General features: G+C 67.9%; 23 protein-coding genes and 2 tRNA genes. 14 read left to right on the top strand and 11 right to left on the bottom strand.

Annotated features, from left to right (window positions below; genetic code table 11):
- The coding region (locus H512_RS0105155) for a transposase (RefSeq protein ID WP_026782563.1) at positions 1-233 on the bottom strand (233 nt) is incomplete at its 3' end.
- A 104-nt stretch (positions 234-337) separates the two neighbouring features.
- Here H512_RS0105155 and H512_RS26855 point away from each other — a divergent pair.
- The 6 genes from H512_RS26855 (at position 338) to H512_RS22575 (ending at position 7877) form a co-directional block, all read left to right on the top strand.
- Positions 338-511 (top strand): VOC family protein, encoded by a 174-nt coding sequence (locus tag H512_RS26855; RefSeq protein ID WP_156899359.1) that lies wholly within the window; start codon positions 338-340, stop codon positions 509-511.
- Positions 512-873: 362 nt separating this feature from the next.
- Entirely contained in the window at positions 874-1764 is an 891-nt protein-coding gene (locus H512_RS22585) for an ImuA family protein (protein ID WP_053239568.1), read from the top strand.
- Positions 1765-1786: 22 nt separating this feature from the next.
- Positions 1787-3259 (top strand): Y-family DNA polymerase, encoded by a 1473-nt coding sequence (locus H512_RS0105145; protein WP_026782562.1) that lies wholly within the window; start codon positions 1787-1789, stop codon positions 3257-3259.
- 190 nt (positions 3260-3449) lie between these two features.
- The gene (locus H512_RS22580; RefSeq protein WP_053239567.1) at positions 3450-6806 is read left to right on the top strand and encodes an error-prone DNA polymerase; all 3357 of its coding nucleotides are present in this window, start codon (positions 3450-3452) and stop codon (positions 6804-6806) included.
- Between the two features lie 199 nt (positions 6807-7005).
- Positions 7006-7488: a flavodoxin FldA gene (gene fldA, locus H512_RS0105135; RefSeq protein WP_026782561.1), complete on the top strand. Its 483-nt coding sequence runs from the start codon at positions 7006-7008 to the stop codon at positions 7486-7488.
- The gene (locus H512_RS22575) at positions 7467-7877 is read left to right on the top strand and encodes a DUF2023 family protein (RefSeq protein WP_053239566.1); all 411 of its coding nucleotides are present in this window, start codon (positions 7467-7469) and stop codon (positions 7875-7877) included. Before fldA ends, H512_RS22575 begins: the two co-directional genes overlap by 22 nt.
- A 9-nt stretch (positions 7878-7886) precedes the next feature.
- Here the strand turns inward: H512_RS22575 and H512_RS0105125 are convergent, their stop codons facing one another.
- The 4 genes from H512_RS0105125 to H512_RS25605 form a co-directional block, all read right to left on the bottom strand.
- Complete coding sequence (locus H512_RS0105125) at positions 7887-8609, bottom strand: LrgB family protein (RefSeq protein WP_026782560.1); 723 nt, start codon at positions 8607-8609, stop codon at positions 7887-7889.
- Positions 8606-8992: a CidA/LrgA family protein gene (locus H512_RS0105120; protein WP_026782559.1), complete on the bottom strand. Its 387-nt coding sequence runs from the start codon at positions 8990-8992 to the stop codon at positions 8606-8608. The genes H512_RS0105125 and H512_RS0105120 overlap by 4 nt, the downstream gene beginning before the upstream one ends.
- Before the next feature lie 242 nt (positions 8993-9234).
- Entirely contained in the window at positions 9235-10878 is a 1644-nt protein-coding gene (locus H512_RS22570) for a putative bifunctional diguanylate cyclase/phosphodiesterase (protein WP_053239565.1), read from the bottom strand.
- A gap of 69 nt (positions 10879-10947) precedes the next feature.
- Positions 10948-11688 carry a HAMP domain-containing protein gene (locus H512_RS25605; protein WP_169507127.1) on the bottom strand — a complete coding sequence of 247 codons (741 nt, stop codon included), beginning with the start codon at positions 11686-11688 and terminating at the stop codon, positions 10948-10950.
- 256 nt (positions 11689-11944) lie between these two features.
- Here H512_RS25605 and H512_RS0105105 point away from each other — a divergent pair, with 256 nt between their 5' ends.
- From H512_RS0105105 to H512_RS22565, 5 genes are all read left to right on the top strand, one after another.
- Positions 11945-12301 (top strand): ArsR/SmtB family transcription factor, encoded by a 357-nt coding sequence (locus H512_RS0105105; RefSeq protein ID WP_053239580.1) that lies wholly within the window; start codon positions 11945-11947, stop codon positions 12299-12301.
- A gap of 171 nt (positions 12302-12472) precedes the next feature.
- On the top strand, positions 12473-12808 hold the full coding sequence (locus tag H512_RS0105100; protein WP_026782556.1) for a rhodanese-like domain-containing protein: 336 nt from the start codon (positions 12473-12475) through the stop codon (positions 12806-12808).
- 151 nt (positions 12809-12959) lie between these two features.
- A complete protein-coding gene (locus H512_RS0105095) occupies positions 12960-13760 on the top strand; it encodes a transporter substrate-binding domain-containing protein (RefSeq protein ID WP_026782555.1) in 801 nt (266 codons plus the stop codon).
- A gap of 7 nt (positions 13761-13767) precedes the next feature.
- Positions 13768-14592 (top strand): amino acid ABC transporter permease, encoded by an 825-nt coding sequence (locus H512_RS0105090; protein ID WP_026782554.1) that lies wholly within the window; start codon positions 13768-13770, stop codon positions 14590-14592.
- A 63-nt stretch (positions 14593-14655) separates the two neighbouring features.
- Positions 14656-15168 (top strand): dihydrofolate reductase family protein, encoded by a 513-nt coding sequence (locus H512_RS22565; RefSeq protein WP_053239564.1) that lies wholly within the window; start codon positions 14656-14658, stop codon positions 15166-15168.
- Between the two features lie 69 nt (positions 15169-15237).
- Here the strand turns inward: H512_RS22565 and H512_RS22560 are convergent, their stop codons facing one another.
- The 4 genes from H512_RS22560 to panE all read right to left on the bottom strand — a co-directional run bounded on the left by H512_RS22560 (position 15238) and on the right by panE (position 21308).
- On the bottom strand, positions 15238-16857 hold the full coding sequence (locus H512_RS22560) for a methyl-accepting chemotaxis protein (protein WP_053239563.1): 1620 nt from the start codon (positions 16855-16857) through the stop codon (positions 15238-15240).
- On the bottom strand, positions 16832-17356 hold the full coding sequence (locus H512_RS0105075; RefSeq protein ID WP_026782553.1) for a PAS domain-containing protein: 525 nt from the start codon (positions 17354-17356) through the stop codon (positions 16832-16834). The genes H512_RS22560 and H512_RS0105075 overlap by 26 nt, the downstream gene beginning before the upstream one ends.
- 275 nt (positions 17357-17631) lie before the next feature.
- A complete protein-coding gene (locus H512_RS0105070) occupies positions 17632-20076 on the bottom strand; it encodes a glycoside hydrolase family 94 protein (protein ID WP_026782552.1) in 2445 nt (814 codons plus the stop codon).
- Between the two features lie 308 nt (positions 20077-20384).
- The gene (panE, locus tag H512_RS0105065; RefSeq protein WP_026782551.1) at positions 20385-21308 is read right to left on the bottom strand and encodes a 2-dehydropantoate 2-reductase; all 924 of its coding nucleotides are present in this window, start codon (positions 21306-21308) and stop codon (positions 20385-20387) included.
- A gap of 176 nt (positions 21309-21484) precedes the next feature.
- Here panE and H512_RS0105060 point away from each other — a divergent pair, with 176 nt between their 5' ends.
- Together H512_RS0105060 and H512_RS0105055 are read left to right on the top strand one after the other, a co-directional pair.
- A complete protein-coding gene (locus H512_RS0105060) occupies positions 21485-22318 on the top strand; it encodes an aldo/keto reductase (protein ID WP_026782550.1) in 834 nt (277 codons plus the stop codon).
- A gap of 95 nt (positions 22319-22413) precedes the next feature.
- A complete protein-coding gene (locus H512_RS0105055; RefSeq protein WP_026782549.1) occupies positions 22414-23583 on the top strand; it encodes an AI-2E family transporter in 1170 nt (389 codons plus the stop codon).
- A gap of 49 nt (positions 23584-23632) precedes the next feature.
- Here H512_RS0105055 and H512_RS0105050 read toward each other — a convergent pair.
- Positions 23633-23707: transfer RNA gene (locus tag H512_RS0105050), tRNA-Gln, on the bottom strand.
- 209 nt (positions 23708-23916) lie between these two features.
- Between H512_RS0105050 and H512_RS0105045 the strand changes: the two genes are divergently transcribed.
- Positions 23917-23993, top strand: a tRNA-Pro gene (locus H512_RS0105045).
- A 101-nt stretch (positions 23994-24094) separates the two neighbouring features.
- On the opposite strand, the gene H512_RS22555 is transcribed toward H512_RS0105045, so the two are convergent.
- A complete protein-coding gene (locus H512_RS22555) occupies positions 24095-24886 on the bottom strand; it encodes a sugar phosphate isomerase/epimerase family protein (protein ID WP_245585346.1) in 792 nt (263 codons plus the stop codon).
- Positions 24887-25230 lie beyond the last annotated feature (344 nt).

Genomic DNA, 25230 nt, shown 5'->3' with positions numbered 1-25230 from the left:
AGCTTCGGGATACGAAGCTCGACTGTGCCAGCACGTGTCTCCCAGTCCCGGTCGCGATAGCCGTTGCGCTGGGCTAGTCGGAAGCCATTCTTCTCGCCATAGCCCGCGCCGGTCTTCGTGCCGACCTCCAGCATCATCAACTTCTCGGCAGCAAAGCCGATCATCTCGCGCAGCAAATCGGCGTCGGCGCTCTTCTCAACGAGTGAGCGCAGGTTCATCATGTCGTCGGTCATCGGTGGTGTCCTTCAGGTTGGTCTTGAACAACCCGACCCTACCGGAAAACACTGGTGACCACCGCTACCCTGCTACACCACGCCCTGGGACACGATCCAAGGCAGTGGAAGCAGGCGCAATCATCCTCATTCCGATGGAAGAGCGTTGGTATCGTCAAAAGGATGAAGAAGCCGGCAATCGACAATTCGTGTTGGTGGACCCGGATGGCTATCTGCTCCGCTTCTTCACCAATCTGGGCCGCAGGCCGACAAGTGCAAGCGTGACCTCCATCCGCTGAAGTTCGTTGGGGCGATTTCCATCGTCCGTCTTTGTGGAATCCTTGGTTAAATCAACGGCTGTGATGTGGCCGTCTGTCGTGGCCGACGGGTGAATGAAGGTCTATTTGTCGGCCATTCCCCATGGACCGACACGCCCGCCGCCTCTGTCACGCCCGCCGTCCTTGACTCTCCGCGGGGCCCTTCTATATTGGAACATAAAGAGAACATTGCTCCGGAAAATGGGGTTTGAACCGTGCTCGCGCCCGAGTCGACGGACAGGATTGCTTTGCTTCGACGGGAAGTCGCCCGGCTGGAACGGGCGCGCGGCCGTGGCGAAGGCCGGGCATCCGCGTCTGTCGCGGCAGACGTCGTAGCGCCCATCGTGACGGAGGAGGTCGACGGCCTACCGGTGCGCGACATCGCGCCGGCGCCGGTCCGTCCATCCGCCCCCTCCATCGCTTTCCGCGACAGGCGGGCCGGTCATGTCTGGACGGAACCGGAGGCGCCCCCCTTCGGCCATCCGGCCGTCGACGCGGCGACCGGCGGTCTCCGGCGCGGCGTGCTGCACGACGTGACGCCGGCCGGCGCCCCCGACATGGCCGCGGCCACCGGCTTCGCGCTGGCGCTTGCCGGCCGGCTGCTGTCGGCGGCCGGGCAGGGCGCTCTCTGGCTGTGGGTGCGCGCCGAGATGGCCGGTCGCGAGGCGGGAGAGCCCTACGGCCCCGGCCTTGCCGCCTTCGGCCTCGATCCCAACCGTCTCGTCGCTGTGGCGGCCGGCGACACTGCAAACGTGCTGCGCGCCGCCGAGGAAGGGCTCGCCGCCCGCGCCTTCGCGGCGGTGCTGATCGAGCCGTTCGGCGACGATCGCCGTCTCGATCTCACCGCCTGCCGCCGCTTGTCGCTGATCGCCGACGGTGGTCGCACCACCGGCATCCTGCTCAGGACCAGCGGCGCGCCCGGCCCGACCAGCGCCGTCACCCGCTGGCGCGTCGCGGCGGCGCCGAGCGACGGCGGCCGGTATCCCGGCAACCCGGTCTTCGCGGCCGAGCTGACGCGCAACCGCCTGGGCAGCACCGGCACATGGATGATGGAGTGGCGTATCGATGAGCAATCCTTCCGAGCCCCCGCGCGAGCCCCGGACATCCTCCCGGAAGCGGAAAGCCCCCTGGCGGTCCCGCTATCTGGTCGCCTGGCTGCCGCATCTGGCGACCGACCGCCTCTGCCGGCTCGACCGGCTGGCGCCGTCCTCGCCTTCCCCGCATCCGGCCGCTGAGACCCCGGCGCGGCCGCCGCTGGTGCTGACGGCCAGGCATCGCAGCGCCCTGCGCCTCGCCCATGTCGACGGCGCGGCGGCGCGGCTCGGCCTGCAGCCGGGACTCGGCCTCGCCGACGCGCGGGCCCGCGTGCCGGGCCTCGACGTCCGCCCCGCCGATCCCGCGGCCGACGCCGCCTTCCTCGGCCGGCTTTGCGACTGGGCGCAGCGCTTCACGCCGCTGTCCGGCCTTGGCATCGGCACGTCGTCGATCGACCCGGACTTTCCCTACCCGGAAGACTTCACGCTGATCCTCGACATCGCCGGCTGCGCTCACCTGTTCGGCGGCGAGGAGGCACTCGCCGCCGACATGGCGCGACGGCTCGAACGGCAGGGCATCACGGTGACCATCGGCATCGCCTCGACCCTCGGCGCCGCCCATGCGCTCGCCGCCTTCGGGCGCGGCGGCTGCCTGCGGCCCGGCGAGGAACGGCAGGCGCTCGGCGGCCTGCCGGTGGCGGCGCTGAGGCTCGACGCCGCCACCGCCGATGCGCTCGGCCGCGTCGGCCTGAAGCACATCGGCGACCTCGTGGACGGCCCGCGCGCGCCGCTCGCCGCCCGCTTCGGCACTACGCCGCTCCTCCAGCTCGACCGGGCGCTCGGTCTTGCCGACGAAGCCTTCTCGCCGCGCCTGCCGGTTGCCCCCTATCGCGCCGAGCGCTGCTTCTTCGAACCGATCGTCCGCCAGGAGGACGTGCGCGCCGTCGCCCTGTCGCTGATCAATGCGCTGGCCGAGCGGCTGGAGGCGGCCGGCGAGGGGGCGCTGCGCCTGCGGCTTGATCTCTGGCGGGTCGACGGCGCAGTCTCTCACGTCGAGGCGGGGCTCAGCCGGCCGAGCCGCGAGGCGGCGGTGATGCAGGATATCCTCTGCCGCCGGCTCGACGCGCTGGCCGAGGATTTCGACGCCGGCTACGGTTTCGACTGCATCGCCGTCGCCGTCACCGAGGCGAGCCGCCGCGACGCCGAGGCGCTGTCACTGGCCGGGCCCGACGCGGCGCTGGAACTGGCGCATTTCGTCGACCGGGTGGGCGCCCGTATCGGCCGCGGCCGGGTGATGCGTCTTCAGGCGATGGAAAGCCACATTCCCGAACGGGCGAGCCGCGCCGTGCCGGCCCATGCGACGGTGGACGGTGGCTTTCCGGCCCCGGAGGCGCGACCCGGCGAGCCGCCGGAACGGCCGATCCGGCTGTTCGGCCGGCCGGAACCGGTGGAGGCGCTGGCCTCGGTGCCGGACGGACCGCCGCTGCGCTTCCGCTGGCGGCGCGTCACGCACGAGGTGCGACGCACCGAAGGACCGGAGCGAATCGCCGGCGAATGGTGGCGGCAGGAGGCGCCGACGCGCGATTATTTCCGCGTCGAGGATGCCGAGGGACGCCGCTTCTGGATGTTCCGGGAGGGTCTCTACGGCGTCGAGGCGGCGCATCCGCGCTGGTTCGTGCACGGGCTGTTCGCGTGAGAACCTGCACCCCTCTCCCTGTTCCCTCCCCCGAGAAGGGGGAGGGGACGCAGCTTGGGGCTACCCATGGCTGGAAGACCGGACCGGCGTCGAAAATGGGTCGGCCGATCCCATCGTCCCCTCCACCTCGTGGGGGAGGGGACGGGGAGATGAGTGAAATGGGACACCGAACCCGACTTCGGGGACGATCATGACCGCCTATGCCGAGCTGGCCGCCGTCACCAACTATTCCTTCCTGCGCGGCGCCTCGCATCCCCTGGAGATGGTGGCGGCCGCCAAGGCGCTCGGCCACGCCGGCATCGGCATCGCCGACCGCAACACGCTGGCCGGCGTGGTGCGCGCCCACGTGGCGGCCAAGGAATACGGCGTGCGGCTCGCCGTCGGCGCCCGCCTGATCCTTGCCGACGGCACGCCCGATCTCCTCGCCTATCCCGAGGACCGCGCCGCCTATGGCCGGCTCTGCCGGCTGCTGACCACCGGCAATCGGCGGGCCGGGAAGGGCGACTGCATCCTGACGGCCGCCGACCTTCTGGAGTTCTCGGCCGGCCTGCGACTGATCGCCCTGCCGCCGCGCCGCCTGACGCCCGCTTTCGGCGACAGCGTGAAGCGGCTCGCCGCCGACCTGCCGGGGCAGCTCTGGCTCGGCGCCACCATGCCGCGGTTCGGCGACGACCGCCGGCGGCTCTCCAGCCTCGCGGCGCTGGCCAAGGCGGCCGGTGTCAGGTCGATCGCCCTCGGCGATCCGCTCTACCACACCCCCGAACGGCGGCCGTTGCAGGACATCGTCACCTGTATCCGCGAGCACGTCAGCATCGATACGGCCGGCTTCCGCCTCGCCCCCAACGCCGAGCGCCACCTCAAGAGCCCCGACGAGATGGCGCGGCTGTTCGCCGACCTGCCGCGGGCGGTGGGCGAGACGGTGCGTTTCCTCAGCGGGCTCGATTTCTCGCTCGACCAGCTCCGCTACGAATATCCGCGCGAATCCTTCGAGGGCTACGCCACGGCGGCCGAGGCGCTGGCGGCGCTGGTCGAGGAGGGGGTGAAGCGGCGCTTTCCGCAAGGCGCGTCCGACGATATCCGCAAGACCCTCGCCCATGAGCTTGCCATCATCGCCCAGCTCAAATACGAGCCCTATTTCCTCACCGTCTACGACATCGTCCGCTTCGCCCGGTCGCAGGGCATTCTCTGCCAGGGGCGCGGCTCGGCCGCCAATTCCGTGGTCTGCTATTGCCTCGGGGTCACCGATGTCGATCCGGTGCGCGGCGACCTGTTGTTCGAGCGCTTCATCTCGGTCGAGCGCGGCGAGCCGCCGGACATCGACGTCGATTTCGAGCACGGGCGGCGCGAGGAGGTCATCCAGTACATCTACCAGCGCTATGGCCGCGAGCGGGCCGGCATCGCCGCCACGGTGATCACCTATCGCGGCCGCAGCGCCGTGCGCGAGGTCGGCAAGGTGTTCGGCCTCACCGAGGACGCGGTGACGGCACTGTCGGGCTCGGTCTGGGGCTCGCCGAGGGGGCTGAAGGACGACGACGCCCGCCGCACCGGCCTCGACCCGACGGAGAAGCGGCTCGCCATGGTGCTGAAATACGCCCGCGAGCTGGCCGGCTTTCCGCGCCACCTGAGCCAGCACGTCGGCGGCTTCGTGCTGACGGCCGGCCGGCTCGACGAGTCGGTGCCGATCGGCAACGCCGCCATGGAGGGGCGCACCTTCGTCGAGTGGGACAAGGACGACCTCGATGCGCTCGGCATGCTGAAGGTCGACGTGCTGGCCCTGGGCATGCTGACGGCGCTGGCGAGAAGCTTCGGCCTTCTCGAAAAGCATTACGGCGAGCGGCTGACCATCGCCGGCATTCCGGCCGAGGAGAGGGCCGTCTACGCCATGATCCAGCGCGCCGACACGCTCGGCGTGTTCCAGATCGAGAGCCGGGCGCAGATGAGCATGCTGCCGCGCCTGAGGCCGAAGGATTTCTACGACCTGGTCATCGAGGTGGCCATCGTCCGGCCCGGCCCCATCCAGGGCAACATGGTGCACCCCTATCTCCGGCGGCGGCAGGGCATCGAGGACGTGAGCTTTCCCTCGCCGTTGCCGCAATTCGGGCCGAAGAACGAACTGGCGCAGGTGCTCGGCAAGACGCTGGGCGTGCCGCTGTTTCAGGAGCAGGCGATGCGCATCGCCATCGTCGCCGCCGGCTTCACGCCCGGCGAGGCCGACCGGCTCCGGCGGGCGATGGCCACCTTCCGCCGCATGGGCACCATCGGCAACTTCCGCGACAAGATGGTGGAGGGCATGGTGAAGCGCGGCTACGACCGCACCTTCGCCGAGAACTGCTTTCGCCAGATCGAGGGCTTCGGCGACTACGGCTTCCCCGAGAGCCACGCGGCGAGCTTCGCCATCCTGGTCTACGCCTCGGCCTATATCAAATGCTTCTACCCGGACGTCTTCGCGGCGTCGCTGCTCAACGCCCAGCCGCTCGGCTTCTACGCGCCGGCCCAGATCGTCCGCGACGCCCGCGACCACGGCGTCACCGTGCGGCCGCCCGACATCAACCTCTCCGACTGGGACGCCACGCTGGAAGCCGGCGCGCCCGAGCCGAAGCCGCATCCGCGCCACCGGTCGATGGACGGGCAGATCCGCACGACGCACGCCGTCCGCCTCGGCTTCCGCGAGGTGAACGGCCTCAAGGAGGAGGATGGCCGGCGGATCGCCGGGCAGCGGGGGAGGGGCTATGACTCAGTCCGCGACGTCTGGCTCCGGACCGGCCTGCCGCCGGCGACGCTGGAACGGCTCGCCGACGCCGACGCCTTCGCGTCCCTCGGCCTGACCCGCCGCGACGCCCTGTGGGCGGTGCGCGGCCTCGGCCGGGCCGGCGACAAGGACGACCTGCCGCTGTTCCTGGCCGCCGAGGAGGCAAGCCGCGCCATCGAGCCGGAGATGCGCCTGCCGCCGATGCCGCCGGGCGAGGAGGTGGTGATGGACTACCGCCACCTGCGCCTGTCGCTCCGGGCGCATCCGGTCAGCTTCCTGCGCCGCCATCTCGACCGGCTGCGCGTCGTCCCCTGCGATGACCTCAACCGCTCCGCCGACGGCCGCCGCGTGGCGGTGGCCGGGCTGATCGTCGTCCGCCAGCGGCCGGGCACCGCCAAGGGCACCATCTTCCTGACGCTGGAGGACGAGAGCGGCATCGCCAACATCATCGTCTGGCCGAAGGTGTTCGAGGCGCACCGTGCCGTGGTGCTCGGGGCGCGCATGGTGTCGGTCAGCGGCCGCATGCAGTCGGAGAGCGGTGTCGTCCACCTGATCGCCGACCGCATCGACAACCTGACGCACCTGCTCGGCCATCTCGCCGCCGACGACGCGGCCACGGCGCTGACCCCGCCCGGCGAGGCGGTGCGCGCCACCGACAAGGGCGGCACCCTGCTGGATCCGCTCGACCGGCCGCCGCCGCCGGCCAACGCGCCGCTGCCGGTCGAGCCGGCCATCGCCGCCGACCTCGACGTGCCCGCCCGGGCGACGCGGCACGTGCCGGCGCGGCGGCGGGCGTGAAAGGCACATGCGACCAAGGCATCGCTGGCTCCGGACCGGGGATGCGACGAGGATAAGCAGCTGCACGCCGCCGGGTCCTTGGTCCGGCTTGACAATTCCGTCTGCGGGGTAGCCCTAATTGCAAGTGCATCGCAACAGCAATTAGTCTCCGGCCAGATCGAAGCCAGACGGCTCGTTGCAGCAGAGAGGACAAAGGGAAATGACCGTTCACGTGATCTACGGATCGGACTCAGGCCGCACCAAGGCGATTGCCGGCAAGATCGCCGCCAAGCTCGACGCCAAGGTCATCAACGTCGCCGACGCCACGGCGGACGACTTCGAGGGCTGCGACCTCCTGGTGCTCGGCTCGCCCACCTACGGCGAGGGCGATCTTCAGGCCGACTGGGAGAGCGGCATCGACGTGCTCAAGGACGCCGACCTCTCCGGCAAGAAGGTGGCGCTGTTCGGCCTCGGCGACCAGACCACCTATCCCGACAGCTTCGTCGACGCCATCGGCGTGCTCTACGACGCGGTGGTGGAGAAGGGCGCCGAGGTGGTCGGCTTCACCGACACCAAGGGCTACGAATTCGAGATCTCGGCAGGGGTGCGCGACGGCCAGTTCGTCGGCCTGGTGCTCGACCAGGACAACCAGTCCGGCAAGTCCGAGAAGCGGATCGCGGCATGGACCAGCCAGATTCTCTGATCTCCGTCAGCGGCCGCATCGTCAACCACTCGCTCTACGAGCTGGACAAGGGCGTGCGGCAGCTGTTCATGCTCACCGTCTCCTGGGCGGATTTGCCGGGCGTTGTCGCCCGGCTTTCCGCCGACCGGGTGGACCATTACGTCCACCGGCTGAACGACAGCCGCGTCAACCTGTTCTTCGGCCGGGCGGCGCTGGTGGAGACGGTGCGGCGCTTCGTCGACAAGCCGCTCTGCGAACTGACGCCCGAGGAGGATTTCATGCTCGGCGCGCTGCTCGGCTACGATCGCGAGCAGCAATGCCGCCGCTATCTCGAACGGACGGCGCCGGTCGGACGGCAATCGTCCGAACGGACCGGCGGCGTGGCGGCTGCCCCGGTCTCTCTCTGTTGAGGTCCCGCTTCAGCCGCCGATCAGCGTCACGGCGAGCGGCACCAGTACGGCCGTCAGCAGGCCGTTGAGGCTCATGGCGACGCCGGCGAAGGTGCCGGTGAGCGGATGCACCTGGAAGGCGCGCGCCGTGCCGACGCCGTGGGCGGCAAGGCCGACCGCGAAGCCGCGCGCCCGCCGGTCCTCGATGCGCAGGAGATTGAGCAGCGGCGTCGCCATCACCGCGCCGGCGATGCCGGTGGCGACGACGATGATCGCCGTCAGCGACGCGTCGCCCCCCACCGACTGCGAGATGCCCATGGCGACGCCCGACGTCGCCGACTTCGGCAGCGCCGATATGGTGATCATCGCCGGCAGGTCGAACACCATGCCGCAGACCAGCACCGAACCGATGGTGGCGCACGAACCGACCACCAGCGCCGCGACGATCGGCACCAGCGAGCGCAGCACGATGCGCCGGTTCTCATAGAGCGGCAGGGCGAGGGCGACGGTGGCCGGCCCCAGCAGGAAATGGATGAAGTAGGCGCCGTTGAAATAGGTCTCGTAGGGCGTGCCGGACAGCACCAGGATCACGCCGATCACCCACACCGAATGCAACACCGGATTGGCCAGCGGGTTGCGCCGGACCAGCAGCGACAGCCGGTCGGCCACCGTGTAGACGACCAGCGTCAGCGTCAGCCAGAACAGCGCGCCGCCGGAGAGGTGCGACCAGAGGCCATTGTCGGCGGCGGTCATTCGGCGCCCTCCGCCGGAGCGGGGAACCAGCGCGAGACGAGGCGGAAGGTGAAGGCGGTGACGACGATCGAGAAGGCGGTGGTCACCACGACGATGGCGACGACGCCGAGCACGTTGGCCTCGAGTATGCCGAGGCGCTGCACGATGCCGACGCCGGCCGGCACGAACAGCAGCGCCATCTGCTGCACCAGCGTCTCGCAGGACTTGTCGATCTCCTCGCTCCTGAGCGAGAAGGGCAGCCATTGCCAGCGGTCGCGGACGAGGAAGAAGGCGAACAGCAGCACCAGACCCACCACCGGCGCCGGCAACGGCAGATGCGTCAGGTAGGCGAAGATTTCACCGACGAGCTGGCAGAACAGCACCACCGCGAGTCCGACGACCATGGCAGTCCTTCGAGAATGGTTTCAACGCGGCTCCCGAATAGTCGAGCCGGCCGGCGGCGTCCAATGCAAAGTGCGGGACGCAGCCGCGCGACGACCGTCGCAAGGTTGACCGATGCATACCGGGAAGCATTGAGGATGCCTCCCGGTAGTCTGCCTGCCGGTTTCTCATGCCGCTTGACGGAAATGAGACATCGACAAAGCTCTCAATGAGCCGATGCCTCGGACATCCTGACGAATTGGGATCAATTCCCGCCGGCCGCCTTGGGAGTGGCGATCTCGCCCTCGATCAGCCGGGCAGGGCGGCCGAACAGGAAGCCCTGCGCCTCCTCACAGCCCTCTTCCTCAAGGATGTTGAGCTGGCCGACCGTCTCGACGCCTTCGGCCAGCACCGGCACGTCGAGGCTGCGGCCGAGCGCCACCACCGCCTTGACGATGGCCCGCGAGTCGTCCTTCGCCTCGGCCTCCATCAGGAAGGAGCGATCGATCTTGATCTTGTCGAAGGGGAAGGAGTTCAGCGTATCGAGAGAGGAATAGCCGGTACCGAAGTCGTCGAGCGCCACGGTGATGCCCAGCGCCTTCAGCTGCCGGAGCACGTGCAGCGCGTGCGCCTTGTCGCCGATGATGGTGGATTCGGTGATCTCCAGTTCCAGCCGCTGCGGTGAGAGGCCAGTTTCCAGCAGCGTCTCGTGCACCAGCTTGACGATGTCATCGTTGGCGATCTGCACCGGCGACAGGTTGACGGCGACGCGCAGGCTGTCGGCCCAGGCGGCGGCGTCGGCGCAGGCGCGCTTCAGCACCCAGCGGCCGATCGGCAGGATGGCGCCGCATTCCTCGGCGATCGGGATGAAGGCATCCGGCGGCACGGCGCCGCGCGTCGGATGCGTCCAGCGGATCAGCGCTTCGTAGCCGATGGTGTCGCGCGAGCGGATGTTCTTCTGCACCTGGTAGGTGAGGTGGAACTCGTTGCGGTCGAGCGCGTCCCAGAGGTCGCGCGCCATGGCCCGCCGCTCGCGGGAGGCCTCGTCCATGGTCGCCTCGTAGAAGCAGACGTTCTGCGTCACCGATCGCTTGGCGCGATACTTGGCGAGGTCGGCATTGTTGACCAGTTGCTCGGCGTCGGTCGCGTCGTCGGGGTAGATGGCGACACCGATCGAAACGGCGACGGAAATGTCGTTCTCCTCGACGCGGATCGGATCGCGGAAGCAGCGCTCGATGCGCGCGAGGAACTCGGCGAGTTCGGTCTGGGTGCGGAACTTCTTCAGCGCGCAATACTCGTCGCCGCCGACGCGGCCGACGAACTCGCCATCCTGCGTCGCGCCTTCCAGCCGGCGGCCGATGGCCACCAGCACGGCGTCGCCCGCCGCATGGCCGCGCTGATCGTTGATCTCCTTGAACTTGTTGAGGTCGAGACCGACGGCGGCCAGCTTGATACCGTTGTCGGCGACCCACGCGAGGTCGAGGGCGATGCGGTCGTTGAACTGGGTGCGGTTGGGCAGGCCGGTGAGGGCGTCGAAGCGCGAGAGATAGGCGAGTCGCGCCTCCTGCGCCCGCCGCTCGGTGACGTCCTCGACGGTCGTGACCCAGCCACCCGCTCCGGTCACCACATGGGTGAAGGCCACCACGCGGTCGCCGAAGGTCTCCTCGCCGGAGACCGGCTCGGCCTGCGTGAACAGGCGGCCGACATGGCGGCCGAACAGCTCGCCGCTGGCGGCGCGGCCAGCGGTACCCAAGGTCGTGGCGATCCGGTCGCCGATGATGTCGTCAAGCTCCTGCGCCGACAGACGCTTGGAAAAGGCCTCTTCCGACAGGTCGAAGATTTCGAGAAAGCGCTCGTTGACGAGCAGCAGGCGGTACTGGGCGTCGAACAGGCCGAGGCCCTGGGTCATCGAGCGGAGGGCGGTGTCGAGGTTGCCGGTCGCCCGTTCGAGCTTGCGCAGGGCGATGACGTTGGCCGCCTACAGCGCGTCCTTCTGGACGAGGTTGTTGCGGAATACCACCAGCGCCTCGGAGAGATCGCAGATCTCGCGGGCGCGATCGGCCGGCTCGGGCACCTCGACAAGCTCGCCGGACGCAAGACGGCGGGTGAGGCCGCTCAGCCGTTCGAGCGGGCTGACCACGGTGACGCGCATCAGCAGCACGGCCAGCATCAGCACCGACAGCACGATGAAGGCGGCGAGCTGGGCACGGTCGCGGATATCATTGTACCAGCGGGCATAATCGGCGGCGAGGTCGATGCGCGCCTCGAAGAAGCCGGTGACGCTGGCGGCGCCGTCGTCGATGGCGAAGGCGCGGAGGATACGCAGGTCGTTGTCGCCCCAGACGACGGTGTCGCCGGGTGGCTGATCGCCGGCGGCCGTCACGGTCTCGACGCTGATCGACTCGCCCGGATGGTTGCGCGTGTAGATGTCGGAAAGCGACCGGATGATGCCCAGCACGGCCTTGGCATCCCTGTCGTTCCGGTTCTCGGTCGGAATGGCGGCGAGCAGGTCGAGGCCGGCGGTTGCCCGGTACACGGCGTCCGACTTGATGCCGTCGAGCTGCCGGACCGTCTCCGTGACGCCAATGGCCAGCTGGAGCACGACGAGCATCAGGCCGAAGATGGCAACGACGATCGCCTGCAGCGACAGCCCGCGAGGTCGGCGTGGTGCCGCCATCTCGACGGGGCTTGTTTTCCACAACGTTTTCATACGTTTCATGGCAACCGCTTCCGTCATCCTCGATCCCAGACCCCGGACTCTAGAATATGCGCCTCTTTGATAATATTTCGCTAAGCCGCTGTGTCGCTTTCATCCTTACCTGTTCAGAGTTGGTCGGATCGAAACGGCGGCCTGTCGATCGTCGACGTTTCGACTGACGGCCGGTCGCCGGAAAGGGCACCGCAAAAGTCGGAATTGTCAAGTTGAGTACATTTGTATATTATGATCTTCCTAATGCAGGAGAGGATCCGTGGCCATGTCCGCGCCGGTTGAACCCACCCTTTGCTCCGCCTTTCCCAGCCCCGTCGAGGTGATGGAGTCGCGAGCCGAGGAGGCGGCACGTCTGCTGTCGGCGCTTGGCCAGACCAAGCGGCTGATGGTGCTCTGCCGGCTCGTCGACAACGAGATGTCGGTGGGAGCGCTGGCCGAATCCGTCGGCCTCGGCCAGTCGGCGCTGTCGCAGCATCTCGCCCGCCTGCGCGACCTCGGCATCGTCGCCACCCGGCGCGAGGCGCAGACCATCTATTATCGCCTCGCCTCCGACAACGCCCGCCGGCTGATCGGCCTGCTCTACGACCTGTATTGCGGCCCCGAGGCGAGCAAGGACAGTTGAAGCAAGGGTGCCGGAATGGCCCGTACCCTGCCTGACCGGCGACGGCGGGCGAACGCCGCCGCGCGGCCGCCATTGCCATGCCGGGCGGGAGACCGAAGCCGGATGATTGACAGATGGTAGTTTAGATTATACGTATATAAATATACGCAGACGTTGACCGGAGCAGCCGTCATGCCTTTCTTCAGCCGCAACACCGTCAAGACCCTGCCGCCGCAGGAGGTCAAGGCGCTTCTCGACAGCAAGGCCATCCACCTCGTCGACGTGCGCGAGGCGCACGAATGGTCCGATGGTCACATTCCCGGCGCCATCCACCTGCCGCTCTCGGAGCTGTCGGCGCGGGTCGGTGACCTGCCCGAGGGCAAGCCGGTCGTCCTCTACTGCCTGTCCGGCGGCCGTTCGGGACAGGCTTTCACCTGGCTGAAGTCGGCCGGCCATCCCGTGGAAGCCCACATGGGTGGCGGCATCAGCGGCTGGCGGAGGGAAGGGCTGCCGGTGACGCGCGACTGACCGTTCCGCCGCCTTTCCGGATGCCGCCTTTCCGCCCTCCAGCCAGCCAATAAGCCCTTGCCAGCCTTGCGCGAACAGGCCAATAGTGGCCGTCACGCGCCGGCGACGGAGGGATCTCGTTCCGGCTACCTCAGCGACGGAGGATCCTTTCATGCAGGCTTTTGCGAAGGCGGCTGCTGCCGCCGCGATTTTGGTGTCCGCTTTCGGGCCGGCGGCCGGCGCCGCCGACCTTCCCGACCTTCAGGGCCGCACCATCATAGCGGTGACCGAGAACGCCTATGTGCCGCTCAACTTCGCCGACCCCAAGTCCGGCGAGGGCATCGGCTGGGAGTATGACGCCTTCAACGAGATCGCCAAGCGCCTCAACGCCAAGGTGGAGTGGAAGCTGACCTCCTGGGACGCCATGATCCAGGCGGTGCGCGACGGCCAGTTCGACGTCGGCATGGACGGCATCACCATCAACGACGAGCGCAAGCAGCAGGTCGACTTCTCCGATCCCTACATGGTCTCCGAGCAGTTCATGCTGGTGCGCGCCGACGAGAGCCGCTTCACCGACGGTCCGAGCTTCGCCGCCCTCAAGGACGGTCTGGTCGGCGCCCAGGCCGGCACCACCAACTTCTACGTCGCGGTCTACAGCGTGCTCGACGGCGACGAGAAGAACCCGCGCGTCAAGCTGTTCGACACCTTCGGCGCTTCGGTGCAGGCGCTGAAGGCCGGCGACGTCGATACCGTGCTGATGGATCGCACCTCGGCCGACGGCTACATCGGCGCCCAGCCCGGCGCCTTCAAGGTGGTCGGTGGTCCGCTCGGCCGCGAGGAGTTCGGCTTCATCCTGAAGAAGGGTTCCGACCTCACCGCCGCCGTCAACGCCGCCATCGCCTCCATGAAGGCCGACGGCACCATCGACGCGCTCAACAAGAAGTGGCTCTACGACTACAAGAGCCAGAACTGAGCCGGCCTTGACACCGACCGAAACCCGTCGCCGCGAGCTGCCCTGGTGGCTGTTCGCGGCGATTCTGATGGCGATCGCCTTCGGCCTGGTCATCGGTTCGAGCGAGAGCTACCGCATCATCTTTCGCGCCGTGGCGAGCGGCATCTGGGTGACGGTCTTCGTGACGGTCATCGCCTATGTGCTCGCCTGCCTGATCGGCCTCGGCATCGCCTCGGCCAGCCTGTCGCGGCACCGGGTGCTGCGCGAGGTCGCCACCTTCTACGTCGAGATCGTCCGCGGCGTGCCGGTGCTGGTGCTGCTGTTCTACATGGCCTTCGTCGCCGCGCCGGCTCTGGTGGTGCTGTGGAACGTCGTCACCGCGCCGCTGCAGGCGATCGGCCTCCTCGAGCCGGCCAGCATCCGCGACTTCGACCTCCTGTGGCGGGCGGTGGTGGCGCTGGTCATCTCCTACTCGGCCTTCCTGTCGGAAATCTTCCGCGCCGGCCTGCAATCGGTCGACCGCGGCCAGATCGAGGCGGCCAAGGCGCTCGGCCTCAGCCGCTTCAAGGTGTTCCGCCTGATCATCCTGCCGCAGGCTTTCCGCACCGTGCTGCCGCCGCTCGGCAACGACTTCGTGGCGATGATCAAGGATTCGTCGCTGGTCTCGGTGCTCGGCGTGCAGGACGTGACGCAGCTCGGCAAGGTCTATTCGTCGGGAACCTTCCTGTTCTTCGAGACTTACAACGTCGTGGCTTACGTCTACCTGCTGATGACCGTGTCGCTGTCGCTGGCCGTGCGCGCCCTCGAAAAACGCCTGCAACGGCATCGCGATTTCATCGGCGACCGCCGTTGAGTGGCTGCTGACGCCATCGGGCAGGGCAGGCCCTACTGTCGGCGTGCCAATCGGAGGTGCTCCATGATCCGCGGATATATCGCCTCGACGCTCGACGGCTACATCGCCACGGCCGATCACAGCTTTTCCTTCCTCGATCCCTATCCGGCCGAGGACGCCGGCTACGACGCGTTCTATGCCGAGATCGGCACGCTGGTGATGGGTCGCATCACCTACGAGGTCTGCCGCAAGGCCATGGACCACTGGCCCTATGCCGGCAAGCGCCTGATCGTCGTCGCCTCCCGGCCGATCGCCGGTCTGCCCGCCGATGCCGACACCTGGACGGCTGGCGTCGACGCGCTGATCGACCATCTCCGCACTGACGTCAAGCCTGACGTCTGGATCGTCGGCGGTGGCCGGCTGCAACAGGCGTTCATCGACCGCGACGCCCTCGACCGTCTCGACCAGTTCATCGTGCCGGTGCTGCTCGGCGGCGGCGTCCCGCTCTATCCCGAGGCGAAGGGGCCGAAGACGCTGAAGCTGGCCGAGGTCGGCCGCTTCGGCGAAATCGCCCATCTCCGTCTCGAACGGGCCTGACGCCGCCCCGAAACAAAAACGGCGCCGGTGAGAACCGGCGCCGTCGGCGTTGGGAAAGAGGTTGGCCGCTCAGGCGGCGGCTCTGGCCTTGCCCTGGTTCACCAGCTTGCGCAGCCGTTCGGAAGCGACGTGGCTCATCTCGGCGAGCTTGAACTCGACGCCGAGGCTGTCACCCTGCACCCAGCGCACCACGGCCGGCATGTCGGAGTCCTTCTCGCCGGAGGTGATGCGCAGATCGTCGCCGACGGCAACCGGCGGCAACGAACCGCTGAAGCGGCCGCCGGTCAGCGAGATGTCGACGCAGGTCGCCTTGGCGGTGCCCTTGGCCGAGGTGAGGGTGACGGCATGGCCGCCCGGCACGCGCTGCGCCGACTGGCGGCGATCGAGCGGGCCGCGTCGCAGGCGGATCAGGAAGTCGCGGACGGTGACCGCCAGCCGGTCGCCCTCGGCCGACAGCGCGCCCGAGGTGGAGAACAGGCCCTGCGCCAGCTCCGACGTCTCGCGGGCGATGCCGGTGATGCCGGAGATCCGGTCGGACACCTGCCGCGTCCCTTCCGAGGCGTTGCCGACACCATCGGCGATCTCGGTGGTGGCGGCGATCTGCGCTTCGATGGAGCCGCGCATTTCGGCGGTGATGGCGTCGATCTCGGCGATGGTGCCGCCGATGCCGACGATGCTGCCGACCGCCGCGCGGGTGGCCGCCTGCACCTCGGAAATGTGCCGGGTGATCTCGCCGGTGGCGGCGGCGGTCTGCGAGGCGAGCTGCTTCACCTCCTGCGCCACCACGGCGAAGCCCTTGCCCATCTCGCCGGCGCGGGCCGCCTCGATGGTGGCATTGAGGGCGAGGAGATTGGTCTGGCCGGCCACCTGCTCGATCAGGCCGATGACCGTGCCGATCTTCTCGGCGGCATCCGACAGGCCGGCGACGATGCGCTGCGTTTCCTCGGCGCGCGCCACGGCGTCCTTGGCGATCGACGCTGACCGCTCGATCTCCCGGCCGATATCGCGGGCTGAGCTGGTGAGCAGCGTCGCCGCCTGAGCGACGCGCTGGACGTCGCTGGAGGCCATGCTCGATGTCGAGGCGGCGTCGCTGGCCCGCCGGTCGGTGGAGTTTGCGCCCTCGCCGAGGCGAGTCGCCGCGCCGCCCATGTCATGCGAGGCGTTGACGAGGCTCTGGACGATCGAATTGATGGTGGCGCCGAACTCGTCGGTCGATGCCTCGAAGGCGGCGATGCGATCCTCGATCACGTCGGTGGCTTCGTTGATGGTGGTCGAGGCGCGCAAGAGGGCGCCTTCCATGCCGTCGGGCAGGATGCGCCGGTAGTAGCGGTTGAGGCGCACGGCTTCCATGGAGGCGCTGGCCTCGCGGACGAAGGCGTCGATGTGGTCGGCCATGTCGTTGATGGCCTCGCTGAGTTCGCCGGCCTGGCCCCGCTGATCGAAGACGAGATTGCGGGCCTCGAAATCGCCCCGGCCGAGGGCGCATGCCACCCTGATCGACCGTCCGATGGCCGCGAAGAGGCGCAGGCTCAGCGCCATGGCCACAGCCGCGCCGACGGCGCCGGCGGCGATCAGCGCCAGCGCTACGGTCGGCAGTTCGGCCAGCACCGCGCCGGCCGCGCCGGCGAGCAGCAGCAGGATGACCGCGCCCGGCGCCCACGCCTCAAAGCGAGAAGATGAGTTCGTCATAGCTGGCGGCCTTCGATTTCACGATGTTCATGAGCTGCGTGAAGGAGGCGGCGAGTCCGTCCTTGGCGGTCGCCTGCGAGGTTTCGATCTTCCGCAGATCCCGGTAGAGCGGCTCGATCACCTCGCCGAGGACGCGCCGATCGGCGACGCGCCGGCTGGAATGGTAGCCGACCACCTTGCCATCGTTGTCGAAGGACGGAGTCACGTGGGCGAACACCCAGTAGAAGGCGCCGTTGCGGGACATGTTCTTGACGTAGGCGAAAATCTCGCGCTCCTCGCCGAGCTGGTCCCACAACAGCTTGAAGACGCAGCGCGGCATGTCCGGATGGCGGATGATCGAATGCGGCGCATTCATGAGTTCGGCACGACTGTAGCCGCAAATCCGCGAGAAGATGGAATTGGCGTAGGTGATCCGGCCCTTGAGATCGGTCTTGGAGACGATGATTTCGTTGGGAAGGAAGGTGACTTCCTCGGATGTCGGCTGAACGTGCGGCTTCATGGGCTGACCTCGACGCGTCGGTCTTGGATGACGCAACCATGGCTCGATAATCGTAAAGAAAGGATGATTCGGTTGTCGACATATGCGTGAATACAACTACGTGTATTATACTAAGCAAAAGAACTTATGACAACTTTTCCAACCGAGCCATTGGATTGATTTAGCCCGATAAACCGTCGTCCGGCCGATGCCTCCGATGCAAAGGCCAGCCCCGGTATGGTCAAAAAAAAGGGCGCCGCTCGGGCGCCCCTTCGCTCTCTCCTTGCAGGCGGTAGTCAGCCGATCACCGCCTCGACCTTCACGGCGGCGACGCCCTTGGCCGGCGGCGGCACGAGGTCGCCGTCGATCGCCTTGCCGTCGATGACAAGCGCCACCGTGTTGCCGGCGCCGGCCCGCGTCACCGTGATGTCGTAGGCGACGCCGCGGAACACCCGCCGCGCCGTGAAGCCGGGCCAGCGCTCCGGCACCACCGGCGCGATGCGGAGGCCGGTGTATTCGGGACGGATGCCGAGAATCCACTGGGTGATGGCGTAGTAGTTCCAGGCGGCCGTGCCGGTCAGCCAGGAGTTCTTGGCCTCGCCATGGGTCGGCGCGTCGCGGCCGGCGATCATCTGGGCGTAGACATAGGGCTCAAGGCGATGGACGTCGGAGATCGCCTCGCGCGCCGACGGGCAGATGCGGCTGTAGTAGTCGAAGGCGGCGTCGCCGTTGCCGAGCACCACTTCGCCGATGATCACCCAGGGGTTGTTGTGGCAGAAGATGCCGGCGTTTTCCTTGTAGCCGGGCGGGTAGGTCGAGATCTCGCCGTATTCGATGTAGTAGCGGCTGTAGGCCGGCTGCTGCAGCACGATGCCGTGCGGCGTGGCGAGATGCTTCCGGACCGCGTCGAGCGCCGAGCGCGCCTTGCCGTCGTCGACGCCGATGCCGGCCAGCGCCGCGAAGCCCTGCGACTCGATGTAGATCTTGCCTTCCTCGTTCTCCTTGGAGCCGATCTTGCGGCCGAAGTCGTCGTAGGCGCGCACGAACCACTCGCCGTCCCAGCCGGCGGTACGGACGGTCTCGTCCATCTTCCTGGCGACGTCGGCATAGAAGGCGGCGTCGTCGGCCTTGCCGACCTGAGAGGCCAGCGCCGACAGCTCGCGCGCCGACAGCACCATCAGCGCGCCGATGAACACCGATTCCGCCACCTTGCCGTCCTTGGAGGTGGTGGTCTGGAACGACTGGCCAGGCGTGTCGGAGAAGCAGTTGAGGTTGAGGCAGTCGTTCCAGTCGGCGCGGCCGATCAGCGGCAGGCCATGCGGGCCGAGCCGGTCGAGCGCATACTGGAGCGAGCGGCGCAGATGCTCGTAGAGCGGCGCCTCGCTGCCCGGCTGGTTGTCGAACACCACCGGCTCGTCGAGGATCGAGAAGTCGCCGGTTTCCTTGAGATAGGCGGCAACGCCGATGATCAGCCAGTGCGGATCGTCGTTGAAGTCGCCGCCGATGTCGTTGTTACCCTTCTTGGTCAGCGGCTGGTACTGGTGGTAGGCGCCGCCGCTCGACAGCTGCGTCGCCGCGAGGTCGAGGATGCGTTCCCGCGCCCGCGACGGCACCATGTGCACGAAGCCCAGAAGATCCTGGTTGGAATCGCGGAAGCCGAGGCCGCGGCCGATGCCCGTCTCGAAGGACGAGGCCGAGCGCGACATGTTGAAGGTGGCCATGCACTGGTAGGCGTTCCAGATGTTGACCATGCGGTTGGCGTGCTCGTCGGGCGAGGCCACCTGATAGACGCCGAGCAACTCGTCCCAGTGCTTGCCGAGCGCCGCGAAGGCCGCCTCCACGTTGTCAATGTCGCGATACTTGGCGATGACCGGCTTGACCGTCGCCTTGTTGATGGTCTGCGAACCCGGCGGATCGAACTTCTGCTCGTTGGGGTTCTCGTGATAGCCGAGCACGTAGACGATCTGGCGGCTCTCGCCCGGAGCGAGGGTGAGGCGGACGTGGTGCGAGCCGATCGGCGACCAGCCGTGGGCGATCGAGTTGCGCGACTTGCCGTCCTCGACGGCAACAGGCTTGTTCCAGCCGCGCCAGGGGCCGAGGAAGCTCTCGCGCTGGGTATCGAAGCCGGCGAGCGGCTCCGAGCAGGCGAACCAGGCGAAGTGGTTGCGGCGTTCGCGATACTCGGTCTTGTGGTAGATCACCTCGTCCTCGACCTCGACCTGGCCGGTGGAGAGGTTGCGCTGGTAGTTGGTGGCGTCGTCGTTGGCTTCCCAGAGGCAGAATTCCACCGACGAGAACAGGGAGATGTCGACCGGCGTCAGCCGCTCGTTGGTGATCGTCGTCTGCCAGATCTCCAGCGTCTCGTCGAGCGGCACGAAATAGCGCGTGGCGGCGCGGATGCCGCCGCGCTTGCCGGAGATGACCGAATAGCCCATGCCGTGGCGGCAGCTGTAGTCGTCGAGGTCCGACTGGGTCGGCATCCACGACGGCGACCAGTAGTCGCCACTCTCGTTGTCGCGCACGTAGACGTAGCGGCCGCCGAAATCAGCCGGAACGTTGTTGTAGCGGCCGCGCGTCAGCCGGCGCAGGCGGGCGTCGCGATAGTAGGAATAGCCGCCGCCGGTGGCCGACAGGATGCCGAAATAGCCCTGACAGCCGATGTAGTTGATCCACGGCAGCGGCGTGTCCGGCCGCGTGATCACATACTCGCGGGCCTTGTCGTCGAAATAACCATACTTCATGGCGGCATCCTGTTGGTCGATGCATGGCTCCCGCTGCGGCGGGGAGCGGAATTCCGGGCGAACGCCTGCGGTCCGGCGGATGCGGGCGGCGTTCGGCGACCCTCTTACCACAGTTGTCCTGCCGGCAGAAGCGTAACGTTTCGAATTTGACGGGGCTCCGGGTTTGTCCCTGCCGGGCCGCCGTTGAGTCGCCATGGGAGAGGCCGGTTTCCGGCCGAAGCCGGCGGAAACAGCGCCGCCGCCGGCCGGCCGCGCAGGGCGATTGCCGGCCGGCATGCGGCAACGTTCAGGGAGGCTTTGAACGCCGGTCAGTCGGTGCGTCGCCGCGCCGCGTAGACGCCGAGATGGATCGCCGCGAGGTGGAAATATGGCGTCTTGACGCCAACCCGCGCCGCGCGGGCCAGGAGATCGTCGACGATCTCGTCGTTCTCCACCGGCAGGCCCTTGTCAAGGTCTCGATACATCGAGGCGGTCATCGGCGAGCCCGGCGTGGTGAGCAGCTGCCGCGTCGCTTCGAGATAGCCCGGATCGGGCGCCTTGCCGTGGGCGGTGGCGACGGCGGTCACCTCGGCGATCAGCGCCTCGATGAAGGCGGAGCCGCCCGGCCGTGCGACGATGTCGCCGACGCTGCCGCGCATCAGGCAGGTGGCGGCGCCGAGGCTGGCCAGCAGGATCCACTTCTCCCACAGCTCGCGGCCGATGTCGTCCGACAGGCGGGCATCGAAGCCGGCGCCCTTGAAGAAGGCGTCGATCGCTTCGATGCGCGGGCTGCGGCTGCCGTCGTATTCGCCGTAGATCACATCATGCAACGGCGACATCTGGACGATGCGGCCGTGGTCGTCGAGCTTGGCGTTGATCTTGCAAAAACTGCCGATCACCTTTTCGGCGCCGAAGCGCTCCGACAGCACGTCGAAATGCTTGAGGCCGTTCAGCACTGGCAGGATCAGCGTATCGGGGCCGACGGCTGGCGCAATGTCCTCCATCGCCGCGGCCAGCGAGTAGGCTTTCACGCTCATCAGGATGAGGTCGTAGGTGCCCTTCAGCGCCTCGGCGGTGACGATCTTCGGCTCCAGACGCGTCTCGCCCTTGGGATCGACGATGACGAAACCGTTCCTGGCGATCTCGGCCGCCCGCTTGGGACGGATCAGGAAGGTGACGTCGCGGCCGGCGGCGGCCAGCCGTCCGCCGAAATAGCCGCCGGTGGCACCGGCGCCGACGACGAGAAGTCGCATGGATCATCCTTTCAGTTGTGGTCGTCGCCGGAAGCCGGCGCGGATTTGACGCGACAATAGAGCATTCTCCCCGCCGCCGTCACCGGTTCGGCGCAGCGTCGCGACGAAACGAACAGCAATCGCGCCGCGGCGGCCGTGGCCTGCTATACTCGCCCCGGAAAACGACGGAGGTGTCGATGAAGACCGTTCGCATGCCCGATGGGGAAGACGTGCCGGCCCTCGGCCTCGGCACCTGGATGATGGGCGAGGATCCGCGCCGCCGGGCGCAGGAGATCGCCGCGCTGCGCCGGGGCCTCGACCTCGGCATGACACTGATCGACACCGCCGAGATGTACGGCGAGGGGGCCTCCGAGCGGCTGGTCGGCGAGGCGATCGCCGGCCGGCGCGACGAGGTGTTCCTGGTCTCCAAGGTCTATCCGCACAACGCCTCGCGGAAAGGCGCTGTCGCTGCCTGCGAGCGCTCGCTGACGCGGCTCGATACCGATCGGCTCGACCTCTACCTGTTGCACTGGCGCGGCCAGCATCCGCTGTCCGAAACCGTCGAGGCTTTCGAGGCGCTGAAGGCGGACGGCAAGATCCGCCATTGGGGCGTCTCCAACCTCGACGCCGACGAGATGCGCGAACTGGTCGGCCTGCCGGACGGCGACAAGGTGGCGACCAACCAGGTGCTCTACAATCTCACGCGGCGCGGCATCGAATGGGACCTCCTGCCGTGGATGCAGGGGCGCGGCCTGCCGCTGATGGCCTATTCGCCAGTGGAGCAGTCGCGGCTCCTGGCCGACCGTCGCCTCGCTGGCCTCGCCGCCGATCACGGCGTCAGCGTCGCCCAACTGGCGCTGGCCTTTCTGCTCGACCGCGAGGGCGTCATCGCCATCCCGAAATCGGGCCACGCCGGGCATGTCGAGGAGAACGCCGGAGCGCTCGGCGTGGTGATGACCGGCGAGTTGCGCGCCGCGCTCGACGCGCTGTTCCCGCCGCCACGCCGTGGCGGTCGGCTGGAGATGATCTGACCGGGGCGGCAGGGAATCGGCGATCGGGCTGTTGCGGGCATTCCGTCGATGGCCCATAAATCGGTGCCGAGCCCTCCCGACGAGAAGAGCAGTCCTTGAGCGACCCGCGAAATTCCACGCCGAAGGGCCAGCCGCGCTGGCTCGGTACCGTATCCTCCGGCCGCGTGCCGATCGTGCCGCTGATCGCCGCCGCGCGCTGGCTCCTGGTGCTGGTGGTCGCCGCCGGCATCTATTTCTTCAGCGGCTTCCTGGTGCCGGTGCTCGCCGCGCTGGTGATCGGCTTCGCCACCTGGCCGCTCTACCGCGATCTGGCGGAATTCTGCGACGGCAACACCAAGCTCAGCGCCTCGATCGCCATCCTTCTGATCCTGCTGTTCCTGATCGTGCCGATGCTGATGGCGGCGAGCTTCGCCTTCGAGGAGCTGAAGGGCTGGTTCATCTGGCTGCTGGACGCCAACCGCAGCGGCGTGCCGGTGCCGCCCTGGATCGCCACGCTGCCGATGGCCGGCGAATGGCTGGCCGAACAGTGGGTCCTGCACGTCGGTACGCCGGGTGCCATCGGCGAACTGATCCAGATCGTCTCCGGCGCCAACATCGGCAATATCTACCGGGCGGTGATGACGGCCGGCGGCGAGGCGTTCCAACTGCTGCTGACGCTGCTGTTCATGATGATCGCGCTGTTCTTCGTCTACAAGGACGGCAGGTCCTTCGCCGGCCAGATCGACCTGATCGGCGAACGCATCCTGCCGACCCGCTGGGACCGCATCTCGCGCATCGTGCCGGCCACCATCAGTTCCACCGTCACCGGCATGACGCTGATCGCCATCGGCGAGGGTATCGTGCTTGGCGTTGCCTACTGGATCGCCGGCGTGCCGTCGCCGGCCATCTTCGGCGTGCTGACCGGCGTCATGGCGCTGATTCCCGGCGGCGCGCCGCTCAGCTTCACGCTGATCTCGATCTATCTGGTGGCCAGCGGCCATCCCGTCGAGGGCGCCGCGCTGTTCGCCTGGGGAACGGTGGAGCTGTTCATCGTCGACAAGACGCTGCGCCCGCGCCTGGTCGGCGGACCGATCAAGCTGCCGTTCCTGCCGACCTTCTTCGGCCTGATCGGCGGCGTAAAGACCATGGGTTTCCTCGGCCTGTTCATCGGCCCGGTGCTGATGGCGCTGCTGGTCGCCATCTGGCGCGAATGGCTCAACGAGTTGAGAAGCGAGGAGACAGCGCCGACTGTCGTGCTGCCGGCCGAAAGGTTGCCGGACGCCTGACGCGACCGGTCATAAGCGCCAACGGCAGGATTTCACGGGAAGAATCGTCTGGCTGGGGTGGCAGGATTCGAACCTACGAATGGCGGAATCAAAATCCGCTGCCTTACCACTTGGCGACACCCCATCCGGCGGCCTCGGCCGCAGTCCGCACGATATAGCCGCTACGAGAGGCGACTGCAACAACGCCGGCACGGCCGACGGTGCCGCCGATGCGTCTATGACAGGTCGTTCCACCGGGCGATTTGGGATGCGCGGAGGCCCTGATCCACATGCGTGATTTTGGGGCTTGCGGAGGCGGGGAGGGGACGCTATACACCGCCCCACCGACGGTTACGGAGTGTAGCGCAGCCTGGTAGCGCACCTGCTTCGGGAGCAGGGGGTCGCGTGTTCAAATCACGCCACTCCGACCATTCTTCCCGCAAATTCAACATATTGACGGAAACGACAATACCGCCCGCCGGCGGTTTCCGTGCGTTTTGCCGGTAGCGCGCCCTCGTGCGGGCAGCGACCTTCACTCCGACGTCACGGATGCCTCGGCGTCCGACAGGGCCGAGTAGGCGCGCATGGCCTCGATGCTGCGGCGGGCGAAGCGGTCGAAGTCGGAGGGGTTGTCGTGCTCGGCGATCATCAGTTCGGCGCCGGCGGCCATCGCCGTTCTCCACAGCTTGGGCCAGGGCACCAGGCCGGAGCCGACGTCCGCCCAGCCGTCCTCGTCGGTCCGGCTGCCACGCGGCGCGATATCCTTGACGTGGACCGCGGCGATGCGGCCGGCATAGCCCTCGATCCACGGCTGCGGGTCGAGGCCGGCCAGCGCCACCCAGGCGACGTCGATCTGGAGATGCACCGCCGGATCGGCAACGATGTGCTGGATCGGCAGCGAACCGTCCGGCAGCGGCCGGAACTCGTAGTCGTGATTGTGCCAGGCGAAGCCGAAACCGCGCGACCGCAGCCGGCGGGCGATACCGGCAAGGTGCTCGCCGAAGCGCCGCCAGCCATCGGTGGTGCCGGGCCACGCCTCCTCCGGCGCGCCGGGGCAGACGACAAGGCGCATGCCAAGCGTCTCGGCGATGCGGCAGACGGCATCCGGATCGTCGTTGAGAAGATGGAGCGGGAAATGGCCGCTCAGGGCGGTGAGGCCGCTTGCGTCGAGCGCCTCGCGCAGCGCCGCCGGATCGTCGTAGAGGAGATCCGTCGGCTCGACGTTGGTGTAGCCAAGCGCGGCGAGATGCGGCAGGTGATCCGTCACCGGCGGAAACAGCCGGGCCGAATGCAGCTGGATCGAAAACGGCAGGTCGCGCGCCACATCATCCTCCCCTGGAGCGTCGGATGCCCGGTCAAGTCCGCGCCGCCGCTCCAGCTTTTTGATACCGCATCGGATTTCTCCGAAAAGCGGCAAGCCTTTCGGTCCGATGCTCCGCCGGCGCCGGCCGGCGGTGTCCCCTCGGGCAGCCGGCGTGGAGCCTCCCTCCCAAGCCGGCACCAATTTCCGAAACGTTACCGGAAGCCGGTTCTGCGTGCAATAGCGCAGCCCGCCCCGCACATGCGCCGAAATTCGGGGCGATTGCCGCCTCTCGGCCATCGCTGCCAGCAATCGATTTCATTGATGCTAACGCCGGCCATGCCACCATGGCAATATATTCTTTATAA

Source organism: Pleomorphomonas koreensis DSM 23070, from assembly GCF_000425185.1.
Lineage (GTDB): Bacteria > Pseudomonadota > Alphaproteobacteria > Rhizobiales > Pleomorphomonadaceae > Pleomorphomonas > Pleomorphomonas koreensis.
Note: the sequence above shows the minus strand (reverse complement) of the source record. Positions and strands in the feature narration are given on the sequence as shown.